This window comes from Bifidobacterium pseudocatenulatum DSM 20438 = JCM 1200 = LMG 10505 (assembly GCF_001025215.1).
GTDB lineage: Bacteria > Actinomycetota > Actinomycetes > Actinomycetales > Bifidobacteriaceae > Bifidobacterium > Bifidobacterium pseudocatenulatum.
The window spans coordinates 1,550,757-1,564,876 of the sequence record NZ_AP012330.1 but is presented as its reverse complement, the minus strand read 5'-3'; the positions used below and the strand labels follow the sequence as shown (position 1 = coordinate 1,564,876).

Sequence of the window (14,120 nt, the reverse complement as noted above, 5' to 3'; positions counted from 1 at the left end):
AAATCGGTGGTCCCGTGCTAGAGTCGAACAATGAAAGCAACAACAGCAAGGCATCAAGCCCAAAGCGAGGTGTAAGATTTATGGCTCTGTTGACGCCGAAAGATATCAGAGAGCATACCTTCCAGACCGTGAGGTTCAAGGAGGGGTATGACGTCGATGAAGTCGACGATTTTCTCGATCAGGTAACCGAGACGGTGGAGGCCCTTGGCAAGCAGGCGGTTGCCAGCGGCCAGGCTACTCAGTCCCTCGGCCCGGATGTTGCGGGGCTCAACTCCAAGATTTCCGAGCTCAGCGCCCAGGTTCAGTCCCTGCAGCAGGAGAACGCGACATTGAAGTCCGCCTCCGAGCAGGCAGCTGGCGCTGGTGATCAGGCAGCTCAGGCCGCACAGGTCGCAGCAGCCAAGCTCACCGAGGCTGAGGAAAGCAACCGTGCTCTGTCGGCTCAGAACGAACAGCTCAAGGGTCAGGTGGATCGCCTGTCCGCACAGGTCGACCAGCTCACCGCACAGGCGGCTGAAGCTGCAGGCCAGGCGGATCTGGGCGAACAGCTGACCTCCATGCAGCATGAGCGCGACGCATTCCGTGCACAGACCGAAGACCTGTCCCGTCAGCTGGCTTCCGCACAGCAGCAGGTTGTGGTGGCCCAGCAGCAGGCGGCTGAGATCCAGCAGCTCAATGCAAGGCTTGAAGAGGCTCAGGAGCAGGTCGCCCAAGCTCAGCAGCTCACGCAGCAGCATGCGGCACAGTCCCAGCAGCAGGATGAGCGTGCCCAGCAGCAGGCCGCGCAGATTCAGCAGCTTGCACAGCAGCTGCAGGAATCGCAGCAGCGTGAAGCCCAGCTGCGCGAGCAGGTCGCCAAGGTCGAACCGAGTACCGAAACCGGAAGCCTGCAGAAGATTGCAGGAGCCGCAGCCAGCGCCAACACGGAGCCGGAGCGTGCCACCGCCATGCTGACCCTGGCTATGCAGCTGCACGACCAGTACGTCGACAAGGGCAAAGCCAAGGCTAAGGAAATCACCGACGAGTCCCAGCGTAGGTACGATGAGCTCATCGGCAATGCCAACGATTACTCCAACCGCACTCGCACCGAAGCCGACAACTACTCCGAAGGCACCCGTTCCGAAGCCGATCAGTATTTGGCTGACACTCGTGCCAAGGCTGATGGCTACTTGAACCAGAAGACTCAGGAAGGCGATGCCTATCTGACCAAGCGTGCTCAGGAAGGCGATGACTATCTGGCGCAGCGCACTCAGGAAGGTAATGCTTACTTGGATCAGAAGACTCAGGAAGGTAACGCCTATCTTGCTCAGAAGACGCAGGAGGGTGATGCCTACTTGGATCAGAAGACTCAGGAAGGCGACGCCTATCTTGCTCAGAAGACGCAGGAGGGTGATGCCTACTTGGATCAGAAGACTCAGGAAGGCGACGCCTACCTTGCTCAGAAGACCCAGGATGGTGATACCTACTTCTCCACGAAGCACAACGAAGCCGACGAATACGAGTCCGAAGTGCAGAAGCGCGCCTTCGACTACGATTCGAAGACCCGTACCGCAGCCGACGACTACGCCCAGCAGGTCCGCGACAATCTCGAAGCGCAGACCAAGGTCATCGAAGGCAACATTCAGGGCCTCAAGCAGTTCGAAACCGAATACCGTGCACGTCTTACCGAATTCCTCGGCCAGCTCGTGTCCCAGGTGTCCGACACGAACAACTATGATCAGGACTCCCAGGACGACTGAGATTAGGCTGTGTCTGACATCATGACAAATGATCAAAGACGGCTGCGCACCCGCGTGGCCGTCTTTGCGTGTATCGCCGTTGTGGCACTGGTACTCGACCAGATCAGCAAGGCATGGGCGCAGTCGGCGCTTGCCGACGGGCAGACGGTACGTGTGATTCCGGGCATCCTCTCATTCACGCTGGTGCATAATCCGGGTGCGTCCTTGGGCATGGGATCCAACATGACCTGGTTGATTTCGTTGCTTGCCATCGTGGCGTGCGTGGCGTTGGCCGTACTGGCAATCCGTACCATTTCCATGAAATGGACGGTGGTGTTCGCTCTTGCTTTCGCAGGAGCATTGGGCAATCTCATCGATCGTGTGATGTATGCCGAAGGTTTCCTTAATGGCAAGGTCGTCGATTTCCTCAATTACGGATGGTCGGTCGGCAATGTTGCGGATATTTTCCTGATGGTGGCGGGCGTCGCCGCCGTCGTACTGCTGTTTGTCGGAGAGCCCTTCAGCCAGAAGGATCTTGACGAACAGGCCGCAGAACAGACGAAACAGACGACCGGAGACCAGAACGCATGAGCCGTCTTGTTCCCGCACCCGACGCGCTTGTCGGCAAACGATTCGATGTGGCCGTGGCCAAGATGCTTGGTATCTCCCGAGCCAAGGCCGCGGAACTCATCGAAAGTGGACAGGCGCGCGTGCTTGGTCGTGACATTTCCAAATCATCGACTCTGCAATCAGGCGAAACCGTCGAATTCGATATTGTCGAGGAACGGACCGAGCCTGAACCGATCGCACGAGATATGGCAGTGGTCTACGAAGACGATGACGTCATAGTGGTCGACAAGCCAGTGGGTGTGGCTGCTCACGCTTCCGTCGGTTGGACCGGTCCGACGGTGCTCGGCAGTCTGCTTGACAGGGGAGTGCACATCACCTCTTACGGCGCCGCGGGACGTCAGGGTATCGTATCCCGCCTCGACGTGGGCACATCCGGATTGATGCTCGTGTGCAAATCTGACCTCGCCTACGTGGAAATGCGCAGGCAGTTCGCCGAACATGAAGTCGTCAAAACCTATCATGCGCTCGTGCAAGGCAATCTCAAGGAAAACAAGGCCACGATCGAAGCGCCGATCGGACGTGCCAAAGTCTCCGATTTTCGTTTTTGCGTTACGCCCGCCGGCAAAGAAGCCATCACCCATTGGGATGTGATGGAACGTTTCGGTGAGGCGACGTTGGTTTCCGTGAATCTGGAAACCGGTCGAACCCATCAGATCCGCGTGCATTTCTCGTCCATCGGGCATCCGCTTGCGGGAGACGCCATGTACGGTGCCAATCCGCAGTTGGGTGAGGCATTGGGATTGGAACGGCAGTGGCTGCACGCCAAGCAACTTGAATTCCGCCATCCGCGAACCCATGTGTGGACCACGGTGAAATCGCATTATCCAGCTGATTTGCAGCATGCGCTCGACGTGATGCGTGGCAGGCACGACACACAAGACAAGCCTGAAGTGTGATCGCACGTCACCAATCACCGGTAGATTGGAACGTATGGCTACTTCCGGAAATTTCGTGCAACTGCATAATCACACGCATTATTCACTGCTTGACGGGGCGTCAAAGATTCCGGATCTGGTCAGGCGCGCCAAAGAACTCAACATGCCGGCCGTCGGCATCACCGATCACGGCAACATGCATGGCGCATACGAAATGTGGAGCACTGCGGTCAAGGAAGGCGTCAAACCGATTATCGGCATTGAAGCGTATGTGACGCCGGAAACCGCACGCCAAGATCAAACCCGCGTCAGCTGGGATACCAACTGGAATCCCGATATCGATCCGCAACATCGCAGGCGCAACCCCAACGACGTATCCGGCGGTGGCCTGATCACCCACCTTACGATGTGGGCGGAAACCGATGAGGGCCTTGTCAATCTGATGAAGGCGTCCACTGACGCGAATCTCGAGGGACGTGTCATGCGATACCCCCGAATGGATAAGGAAATCCTTGCCAAATATTCGAAAGGCATTATCGCATCTTCCGGATGCCCGTCGGGCATCATCCAAACGCGACTGCTGCTCGGCCAATTCGACGAGGCATTACGTGCGGCAGGCGAATTGCAGGATATTTTCGGACGTGACAATTTCTATATCGAATTCATGGACCACGGTCTGAAAATCGAAAAACAGGTGACCGACGGTCTGCTGGACATTGCGAAAAAACTGAACGCGCCGCTGCTCGCCACCAACGATTCCCATTACGTGCGCGCCGAAGACGCCGGCTCTCAGGATGCCATGCTGTGCATCAATTCGGGATCCACGCTTGACGAGCCGGGACGATTCAAATTTGACGGCACCGGCTACTATCTGAAATCCGCCGAAGAAATGCGTGAGCTGTTCAAAGACATTCCCGAAGCATGCGACAATACGTTGGAAATCGCCGAACGCTGCAATGTCATGTTCGACGATCATGAAGATGGCGCGTTCATGCCCCAATTCGACTGCCCGGAAGGTTGGGATGAGACGTCGCTGTTCCTGAAAAAAGTCGAGGAAGGCTTGGAACGGCGTTATGACGGGCATCCGCCGATCGAAGTGCTCAAGCAGGCCGATTACGAATGCGGTGTGATCTGTCAGATGCAGTTCTGCGGATACTTCCTTGTGGTGGCCGACTACATCAACTGGGCCAAATCGCATGGTGTGATGGTCGGGCCTGGCCGTGGCTCCGCGGCAGGCGCCATGGTGGCGTATGCCATGGGCATCACCGAACTCGATCCAATCAAGCACGGCTTGATCTTCGAACGATTCCTTAACCCGGAACGTGTGTCGCTGCCTGATATCGACGTCGATTTCGATCCGGACGGCCGCGGTCGCGTGCTTGACTATGTCGGAGACAAGTACGGGCGAGACAAGGTCGCGCAATGCGTGATCTACGGCACCATCAAAACCAAACAGGCGCTGAAGGACTCCGCACGAATCATGGGCTACGAATTCTCCATGGGCGAGCGCATCACCAAGGCGTTGCCGCCGGCGCAGACGGGTGGCAAGGATATTCCGCTGCATGATATTTTCGAGCCGAGTTCGAAGCGTTATGCGGAGGCCCGCGAATTCCGTGAGCTTTATGATTCCGATCCGGATGTGAAGCGCGTCACGGATGAGGCGATGGGTATCGAAGGCTTGATCCGTCAGACCGGTGTGCATGCGTGCGCCACGATCATGGGTAGCGAGCCGATTTCGAATACGTCGCCGCTGCTGGAACGTACCGATGGTACGGTTACGACCACGTTGGAGTATCATACGTGTGAAACGCTTGGTTTAGTCAAGATGGACTTCCTTGGTCTTTCCAACTTGACGGTTATTCGCGATACGTTGAACAATATCGAGGCGAATGGCAAGACGCGTATCGACCATACGAAGATTCCATTGGACGATCGTGCCACGTACGATCTGTTGTCGCGAGGTGACACGCTTGGCGTGTTCCAGTTGGATTCTGATGGTATGCGTTCGTTGCTGAAAACGTTGAAGCCGAATAACTTCAACGATATTTCCGCATTGATCGCGTTGTATCGTCCTGGTCCGATGGATATGGATTCGCATACGAATTATGCGAAGCGTAAGAATGGTTTGCAGAAGATCACGCCGATTCATCCTGAAGTGGCCGAGCCGTTGAAGGAAGTGCTTGACGAAACGTATGGTCTGATCGTGTATCAGGAGCAGGTGCAGTCGGCCGCGCGTATTCTGGCGGGTTATTCGTTGGGCAAGGCAGACGTGTTGCGTCGAGCAATGGGCAAGAAGAAGCCCGAGGTGCTGGCCAAGGAGAAGGTGCCGTTCTTCGCGGGCATGAAGGAGCATGGGTATTCCCAGGAGGCGGCGCAGGCCGTGTGGGATATTCTTGTGCCGTTTTCGGGCTATGCGTTCAACAAGGCGCATTCGGCCGCATACGGTTTGATCTCATATTGGACTGCATATCTGAAAACGCATTATCCGGTGGAATTCATGGCCGCGTTGCTGCAGGGTGCGAGTACGAACAAAGACAAGACCGCGTTGTATTTGGGCGAGGCTCGTCGCATGGGCATCCAGGTGTTGTCTCCTGACGTGAACGAGTCGGTGTACGAGTATTCCGCTGTCGGCGATGTGGTGCGTTTCGGTCTTGGCGCCATCCGTAACGTTGGCAAGGCTGCGGTTGATGCGATTGTCAAGGAACGTGAGAACGATCATGGCAAGTATGTGAATTTCCCTGATTTCATCAGGCGTGTGCCGATGGAGGCGTTGAATCGTCGATTGGTTGAATCGTTGATTAAGGCCGGTGCGTTTGATTCGATCGATCCGAACCGTCGTGCCTTGTTTACGATTCATGAGGCTGCGATTAATTCGGTGGTCGGTTTGAAACGCAAGCAGGCCGAAGGCCAGTTTGATTTGTTCTCCGATTTGGAAGATGCCGGCGAAGACGATGCGGGCATGGGCGATGCCATGGTGAATGTGCCCGATGTGGAGGAGTGGGATAAGAAAACCAAGCTGAATTTCGAACGTGAAATGCTTGGCTTGTATGTGTCCGACCATCCGTTGAGCGGTATGCAGTCGATTCTGGTGTCGTTGCGTGAAATGTCGATCGCGCATCTGATCGATCGCGCGGCGAATATGCCTGACGGCCAGCAGGTGACGGTGGCGGGTTTGATCACGAACGTGGACCGTCGTATGTCGAAGAAGGGCAATCCTTGGGCGATTGTGACCATCGAGGATTTGGAAAGCTCCATCCAGTGCATGTTCTTCGGCAAAGTGTATGAGACCGCCGCTCCCGAACTGGCGGTCGACACGGTGGTGCAGATTCGCGGACAGGTTGAGAAACGCGATGAGACGGTAAGCATGCGTGCCACGGAATTCAACGTGCCGACGTTGGAAGCGCAGGATGAGAAGCCGGTGACGATTATGCTGCCGCCAATAGCGCTTGACCAATCGCATGTGCAGCAGTTGGGGCAGATTCTTTCAAATCATCCTGGACCCTGCGAAGTGAAGCTCGCCTTGATGGACGATAAGGGCAACGCCAAGGTACTGACGTTCGGCGACCGTTTCCGCGTACGCCGCGACACGAGTCTGTTCGCCGAAATCAAAATCCTTTTCGGTCCCAGTTCTCTGCCTTTGGGATGACCGGTCGTGGGGATGATGCCGAAAGTTCAGCCGAATATCTCACTATGCGGCTGAACTTGAGACGCGCGGGCGTTCTCGTGACATCACGTTGTTACCATGGGGCGTTATGAGCGAAGAAAACTATATGCGAATCATTGACCTGCGTGGCAAGAAGCTGACCCGAGCTGAAATGCTGGAGGCTATGCCTCGCGCCGAGATGGGCACCAACGAGGCCACCGATCTCGTGCAGCCCATCCTTGACGATGTGAAGGCCCGCGGTGCTGCGGCCCTGCGTGACTTCGCGGAGAAATTCGACCATATTCGTCCGGAGAACCTGCGCGTGCCGGTGGAAGCCATGAAGACCGCCGTCGACGAGTTGGATCCGGAAGTGCGTGCCGCCATCGAAGAATCCGTGCGCCGCTCCCGCGCCGTGTCCGCTTCCCAGGTGCCGGCGCCGTTCCACACCGATCTGGCTGAAGGCGCGCGCGTTTCCGAGCGTTGGATTCCGGTGCAGCGTGTCGGCCTGTATGTGCCGGGTGGCAAGGCCGTCTACCCGAGCTCCGTCATCATGAACGTGGTCCCGGCACAGGCCGCCGGCGTGGAATCCCTCGCCATCGCAACCCCGCCGAGCCGTAACAATGCCGACGGTCTGCCTGACAAGACCATTCTCGCCACCTGCGCCATTCTCGGCGTTGACGAAGTGTATGCGGTCGGCGGCGCTCAGGCCGTGGCCATGTTCGCTTACGGCGCCAAGGGATCCGAACCGCAGGACGGCGAAATCCTGTGCGATCCGGTCGACAAGATCACCGGTCCGGGTAACATCTTCGTCGCTACCGCCAAGCGCATGGTGTCCGGCATCGTCGGCATCGACGCCGTGGCAGGACCGACCGAAATCGCCATCATCGCAGACAAGGGTGCCAACCCGAGCTGGCTGGCCGCCGATCTGATCGGTCAGGCCGAGCATGACGAACTCGCCGGTTCCGTGCTCATCACCGACAGCGAAGAGATTGCCGAACAGGTGCAGGAGAACCTCAAGTACCGTGTGCCGCGCACCGAGCACTCCGAGCGTGTGAACACGTCGCTACGCGGACGCCAGTCCGGCATCATCCTCACCGATGGCATCGAGCAGTCCATTGACGCGGCCAATGCGTATGCCGCCGAACACCTTGAGGTCCAGACCGCCGACCCGGATGCCGTGATCGCCAAGATTCGCAACGCCGGTGCCATCTTCCGTGGCCCGTACTCTCCGGTGCCGCTGGGCGACTACATGTCCGGCTCCAACCACGTGCTGCCGACTTCCGGCACTGCACGCTTCGCCTCCGGTCTGGGCGTGCACACCTTCATGAAGCCGGTCGAAGTCATCGAATACGACGAGCAGGGATTGAAGACCCTCGCTGCTCGTGTGAACGCCTTCGCCGTTTCCGAAGATCTGCCGGCACACGGTGAAAGCGTGCTGAGCCGTTTCATCGACGATCCGTACAACAAGGAAACCATCAAGGAACAGGAAGAGCAGGCAGGCCTTCGATGAGTGAGACTTCCAGCAACGCCATTCCGGCATATCTTCCGCTGCGCAACGATCTGATCGGTGAGGAGCCGTACGGTGCGCCGCAATTGGACGTGCCGGTATGCCTCAACGTCAACGAGAATCCGTATGCGCCGGAACCGGCAGTGGTCGAAACCATCGCGCAGCGAGTCAAGGAAATCGCTCTGACGCTCAACCGTTACCCGGATCGTGAGCATATCGCGTTGCGTCAGGCATTCTGCGACTATCTCGAACGCGAGTCCGGCGTCAAGCTGGAAGTCGACCAGTTGTGGGGTGCCAACGGATCCAACGAGATCATGCTGCAGCTGTTCCAAGCTTTCGGCGGTCCAGGACGCATTGCGCTCGGCTGCGATCCGACGTATTCGATGTATCCGGAATACGCCCGCGACACGTTCACCACATGGAAGCTTGCGCACCGCAACGAGGATTTCTCGCTGAACGTCGACGCCACCATCAAGGCCATCGAAGACGTCAAGCCGGCCATGATCGTGCTCACCAGCCCGAACAATCCGACCGGCACACCGCTGAAGATGGATGATCTCAAGCGCGTGCTCGGCGCCGCCGAAACCGCTGAAGTGGCCGGTGCCGCCGAAGGCGTGCATCCGGTGGTCGTGGTGGACGAAGCCTACATCGAATTCCGTGATCCGGGCACGCCCACCGCGCTCGAACTCATCGGCGAGTATGAGAATCTCGCCGTGAGCCGAACCATGAGCAAGGCGTTCGCCTTCGCAGGCGCGCGAGTCGGCTATCTGGCCGCCAACAAGGGCATTATCGACTGTGTGCGCATCGTGCGTATGCCGTACCACCTGTCGGCCGTCACCCAGGCAGCCGCGCTTGCCGCGTTCGAACATACCGACGAACAGCTCAGCCGTGTGGCGCACCTGCGTGACACCCGCAATCAGACCGCGGCATGGCTCAAGGAACAAACCTACAAGGGCCAGCCGCTCGAAGTGGCCGAGACGCAGTCCAACTTCATTCTGTTCGGCGGTCATTTCGACGATCGCGACCGCATCTTCGACGAACTGCTCAAGCGTGGTGTGCTCATCCGCACCGTCGGCCCTGACGGCTGGATGCGCGTATGCATGGGCACCGACGAGGAAATGGCGCGTTTCCGTGAAGCCTTGGTCGAAGTGTTGCGTATTGTGGAACAAGACTGAGCACATACGGGACTGAACCAACACAACAGGACCGAACATTTTCCAAAAGGAGTCGCAACATGGCGCGTACCGCAACCATCGTTCGTGAAACCAGCGAATCCAAGGTCGAACTGAGCCTGAATCTCGACGGCACCGGCAAAACTGACATCGACACGTCGGTGCCGTTCTACAACCATATGATGACGGCGCTCGGCAAGCATTCGCTGATTGACCTGACCATCAAGGCCACGGGTGACACCGACATCGACGCGCACCATACCGTCGAAGACATCGCCATCGTGTTCGGTGAGGCGTTGAAGCAGGCGCTGGGGAACAAGCGCGGCATCCGTCGCTTCGCTGATGCGACCGTGCCGTTGGACGAGGCGCTTGCCAAGGCCGTGGTCGATATTTCCGGGCGTCCGTACTGCGTGTGCACCGGCGAGCCGGAAGGCTTCGAATACTGCATGATCGGCGGCCATTTCACCGGCTCCCTCGTGCGTCACGTTATGGAATCCATCGCCATGCATGCCGGAATCTGCCTGCATCTGCAGGTGATCTCCGGCCGTGATCCGCACCACATCGCCGAAGCCGAGTTCAAGGCCTTGGCACGTGCGCTTCGTTTCGCCATCGAGTCGGATCCGCGTGTCGACGGTATTCCGAGCACGAAGGGCGCTCTGTGATGAGCGACGATCGAAATAACGATTTCGACGATTTCCAAGGATTCGATGGATCAAACGATTTCGGTGACCTCAACGCCGACGGCATGCATTTCAGCGAAGAGGAACTGGAAGCGGCCATGGCCGGCTTCGAGCAGGAATTCAAGGATGCCGAAGCGTCCAAGCATGAGCGGGCGGACAATCCGCCATCTGAAGCTTTCGATTCCTCCGAAGCTTCCGATAACGCGGAATCCTCCGAATCCTCCGAATCCTCGGAAGTCGACGATATGCTCAACGCGGCTGAGGATTCGTTGAAATTCGAAGACGAGCTGCAGGGACTGCTTGGCAATCGCGCGAAAGTGGCGGTGATCATCACCAGACTGACCTCGCCACGATTGCTGTCGGCATTCTGTGAATTGTCCGACATTTCCGCGCAATGCATCGGATCGGCGCAAGGTGCTGTCGCGGTGCTGCGCAATCTCGACGGAGACGGTCCGGAAGCGGCGGTCAAAGACATGACGATCGTCGTTGCCGGCATGCCCGCGATTCTTGCCGTCAACCGTGCGGACAAGCTCGAAGCGACGATGTACGTGGAAGGCAGAGCGGGCAAAACCTTCGCTCCGCCGGTGCTATTCACCTCCACCGCGCCGTTCGTTGAGGATCTCATGCTGGGCATCACCGATATGAACGCGCTGGAACAGGCGGATATGACCATTTTCGATTCCGCTGACCTTGATCGGGATGCGGCGATGAGCATTATCGCCGAGCATACGCGGTTCGGACGCGGCACATCAAGCATCAGTTAACGACGGTAAACGCGAGTCATCCTGCCGAACATGCGTTATGCGACACAAGACGACTCGCGCCACAGAACAACGAATGACACAAGAAGGAGAACGCCCATGACTTCCGTGGTGGTTTTCGATTATGGTTTCGGCAACGTGCGTTCCATGGTTCGTGCACTGGCTGATCTCGACCTTGACGTGACCCTCACTTCCGACCATCGGCAGGCCTTGGAAGCCAACGGTCTGGTAGTGCCCGGCGTGGGCGCTTTCGGCGCATGCATGGAAGGACTCAAGTCGGTGGGCGGAGACACCGTGATCAAGGATCGTCTGCGTGCCGGGCGACCGGTGCTCGGCGTGTGCGTGGGCGAGCAGATCATGTTCGAACGCGGTATGGAACACGGCACCGGCACTCCGGGCCTTGGCCTGATCAAGGGCGACGTGGAACTGCTTGACGCCGATGTGGTGCCTCACATGGGATGGGACACCGTCGAGGCGCCGGAAGGTTCCGTGCTCATGAAGGGTGTGGAAGGTGAACGTTTCTATTTCGTACATTCCTTCGCCGCGATGAGTGCCGCTCCCGCCGACACGTCCGGCGACCAGCTTGATTTCGGTGACGCCGAGGAGCGCGTGACCTGGTGCACGTACGGACGTAGCCGTTTCGTGGCGGCCTACGAGCGTGGTCCGCTGTTCGCCACGCAGTTCCACCCTGAAAAATCCGCCGAAGCGGGCTCGCAGCTGCTGCGCAATTGGATTGCGACGTTCTGATGGTGCGAGATCGCCGATGATTGTTTCGACGATGCTTTGACATATACGCTTTTAAAACGACCACTTGGTACATTTATTTGCGATTGCCGTTTAGTGGCGGTCGGTTGATCACAGAGAGGTACAGACATGTCTTTGACATTGCTTCCCGCAGTCGATGTTCGTGATGGCAAGGCCGTTCGCTTGCGCCAAGGCGAATCCGGTTCGGAAACCGATTACGGTTCGCCGCTGGAGGCTGCCCGCACGTGGGTCGAGTCCGGTGCGGAATGGATTCATCTGGTCGACCTTGACGCGGCATTCGGCACGGGCAACAACCGTGACCAGCTGCGCGCCATCGTCAAGGAGCTTGGCGACAAGGTCAATATCGAAATGTCCGGTGGCGTGCGCGACGACGCATCCCTCGACGCAGCTTTGGAAGCAGGCGCCGCCCGTGTGAACATTGGCACGGCAGCGCTTGAGAATCCGGATTGGACCGCTTCCGTCATCAAGAAGTACGGCGATCGCGTGGCCGTTGGCCTTGACGTGCGCGGCCACACCCTCGCAGCCCGCGGATGGGTGAAGGAAGGCGGCGATCTGTTCGAAACCATGGCGTTCCTGGATTCCGTTGGCTGCTCTCGTTACGTGGTCACCGACGTGGCTCGCGACGGCATGATGAGCGGTCCGAACATCGATCTGCTGCGTGAGGTTGCGGAACGCACTGATGCGAAGGTCACCGCGTCCGGTGGCATTTCCAAGCTCGATGACCTGCGCGCCATCAAGGAACTTGCCGATCTGGGCGTGGATTCCGCGATTCTCGGCAAATCGCTGTATGCGCGCGCCTTCACTTTGGAAGAGGCGCTTGAAGTCGCACGTTGAGCATTGTTCGCAAACCCATGACGATACGGCCGTCCACAACGTGGACGGTCTCGTCATATTCGGCGCGTGTTAACGACTTTCGTAACATGCGCATGGAACGATGGGGCACTATGGATAAACAGCAAGAGTTTGCTTTGCGCACAGTCGAAGAACGCGACGTGCGCTTCATTCGTTTGTGGTTCACGGATGTGTTGGGAACGCTGAAGTCCGTGGCTATCGCACCGGCTGAATTGGAAGCTGCGTTCGAGGAAGGGCTCGGATTCGACGGTTCCGCAGTGGAAGGCCTCACCCGTGTGTCCGAAGACGATATGATCGTCAAGCCCGACCCGTCGACATTCCAGATTCTGCCGTGGCGTGGAGGCCCGCAAGGCACCGCGCGCATGTTCTGCGACGTGCTTACCCCTGATGGCGAGCCGTCGTTGGGCGATCCGCGTCATGTGCTGAAGCAGGCTCTGTCGAAAGCCAAGGAAAAAGGCTTCACCTTCTACGTGCATCCGGAAATCGAATTCTATCTGTTCGAAAGACAGGATGATTGGTCCCAGACGCCAACCCCAATCGATGAGGGCGGCTATTTCGACCATGTGCCGCGCAGCCCAGGCATGGACTTCCGCCGCGCCACCGTCAACATGCTCGAACAGATGGGCATTTCGGTGGAATACTCGCATCATGAGGCGGGTCCAGGCCAGAACGAGATCGATCTGCGTTATGCGGACGCGCTCACCACGGCCGACAACATCATGACCTTCCGTACCGTCGTCAAAGAGATTTCGCTGGAGCGCGGCATTCACGCCAGCTTCATGCCGAAGCCGCTTTCCGACGCTCCAGGTTCCGGCATGCATACCCACTTGAGCCTGTTCGAAGGCGACGCCAACGCGTTCTACGAGGCGGGCCAGGAATTCAACATGTCCGTCACCGCACGCCAGTTCGCGGCCGGCATTCTGTACCACGCGGCTGAAATCTGCGCGGTCACTGACCAGTACGTCAACTCCTACAAGCGCCTGTGGGGCGGCAACGAGGCTCCGAGCTACATCTGCTGGGGCCACAACAACCGTTCCGCGCTGCTGCGCATTCCGCAGTACAAGCCAGGCAAGGGCAATTCCGCCCGCATGGAATTCCGTGCGCTCGACCCGGTCGCCAACCCATACCTCGCATATTCGGTGCTCTTGGCAGCAGGCCTTGACGGCATCGACAAGCAGATGCAGTTGGGCGAGCCGACCAGCGACGACGTGTGGGAGCTTACCGATGCGGAACGTCAGGCCATGGGCATCCAGCCATTGCCGGAGTCTCTTGACGAGGCGTTGAAGGTTATGGAGAAGTCCGACTTCGTGGCCGGAGTGCTCGGCGAGCATGCCTTCGAATACTTCCTGCGCAACAAGCGTCAGGAATGGGAGGAATACCGCAAGCAGGTCACTCCTTTCGAACTGAAGAAGTACCTGCCGAAGCTGTAAGCGAACCGCAATCGTTTCATCAAAGACCGTTGTTGCAATCATGAGAAAACTGATTGCAACAACGGTCTTTTGCTTTCCGAATGATTA

11 protein-coding genes are annotated in these 14,120 nt (G+C 58.0%); all 11 read left to right on the top strand.

The features are described from left to right. Window positions 1–80: 80 nt before the first annotated feature. Window positions 81–1,739: a DivIVA domain-containing protein gene (locus BBPC_RS06565; protein WP_034878100.1), complete on the top strand. Its 1,659-nt coding sequence runs from the start codon at window positions 81–83 to the stop codon at window positions 1,737–1,739. A gap of 21 nt (window positions 1,740–1,760) precedes the next feature. Beyond that, window positions 1,761–2,309, top strand: coding sequence for a signal peptidase II (locus BBPC_RS06560; protein WP_004220687.1), 549 nt, complete (start codon window positions 1,761–1,763; stop codon window positions 2,307–2,309). Next, window positions 2,306–3,244: an RluA family pseudouridine synthase gene (locus BBPC_RS06555; RefSeq protein ID WP_004220686.1), complete on the top strand. Its 939-nt coding sequence runs from the start codon at window positions 2,306–2,308 to the stop codon at window positions 3,242–3,244. The genes BBPC_RS06560 and BBPC_RS06555 overlap by 4 nt, the downstream gene beginning before the upstream one ends. 34 nt (window positions 3,245–3,278) lie before the next feature. Continuing rightward, a complete protein-coding gene (gene dnaE, locus BBPC_RS06550) occupies window positions 3,279–6,869 on the top strand; it encodes a DNA polymerase III subunit alpha (RefSeq protein WP_004220684.1) in 3,591 nt (1,196 codons plus the stop codon). A 106-nt stretch (window positions 6,870–6,975) separates the two neighbouring features. Continuing rightward, the gene (gene hisD, locus BBPC_RS06545; protein ID WP_004220682.1) at window positions 6,976–8,376 is read left to right on the top strand and encodes a histidinol dehydrogenase; all 1,401 of its coding nucleotides are present in this window, start codon (window positions 6,976–6,978) and stop codon (window positions 8,374–8,376) included. After that, window positions 8,373–9,548, top strand: coding sequence for a histidinol-phosphate transaminase (locus tag BBPC_RS06540; protein WP_004220680.1), 1,176 nt, complete (start codon window positions 8,373–8,375; stop codon window positions 9,546–9,548). The genes hisD and BBPC_RS06540 overlap by 4 nt, the downstream gene beginning before the upstream one ends. 59 nt (window positions 9,549–9,607) lie before the next feature. Continuing rightward, entirely contained in the window at window positions 9,608–10,207 is a 600-nt protein-coding gene (gene hisB / locus BBPC_RS06535; RefSeq protein ID WP_004220679.1) for an imidazoleglycerol-phosphate dehydratase HisB, read from the top strand. Further along, window positions 10,207–10,989: a hypothetical protein gene (locus BBPC_RS06530; RefSeq protein ID WP_004220676.1), complete on the top strand. Its 783-nt coding sequence runs from the start codon at window positions 10,207–10,209 to the stop codon at window positions 10,987–10,989. The genes hisB and BBPC_RS06530 overlap by 1 nt, the downstream gene beginning before the upstream one ends. A gap of 96 nt (window positions 10,990–11,085) precedes the next feature. Continuing rightward, window positions 11,086–11,733 (top strand): imidazole glycerol phosphate synthase subunit HisH, encoded by a 648-nt coding sequence (gene hisH / locus BBPC_RS06525; RefSeq protein ID WP_004220674.1) that lies wholly within the window; start codon window positions 11,086–11,088, stop codon window positions 11,731–11,733. Window positions 11,734–11,859: 126 nt separating this feature from the next. After that, window positions 11,860–12,585, top strand: coding sequence for a bifunctional 1-(5-phosphoribosyl)-5-((5-phosphoribosylamino)methylideneamino)imidazole-4-carboxamide isomerase/phosphoribosylanthranilate isomerase PriA (gene priA / locus BBPC_RS06520; RefSeq protein WP_003834319.1), 726 nt, complete (start codon window positions 11,860–11,862; stop codon window positions 12,583–12,585). A gap of 110 nt (window positions 12,586–12,695) precedes the next feature. Continuing rightward, a complete protein-coding gene (gene glnA, locus BBPC_RS06515) occupies window positions 12,696–14,033 on the top strand; it encodes a type I glutamate--ammonia ligase (RefSeq protein ID WP_022244698.1) in 1,338 nt (445 codons plus the stop codon). The last annotated feature ends 87 nt before the right edge of the window (window positions 14,034–14,120 follow it).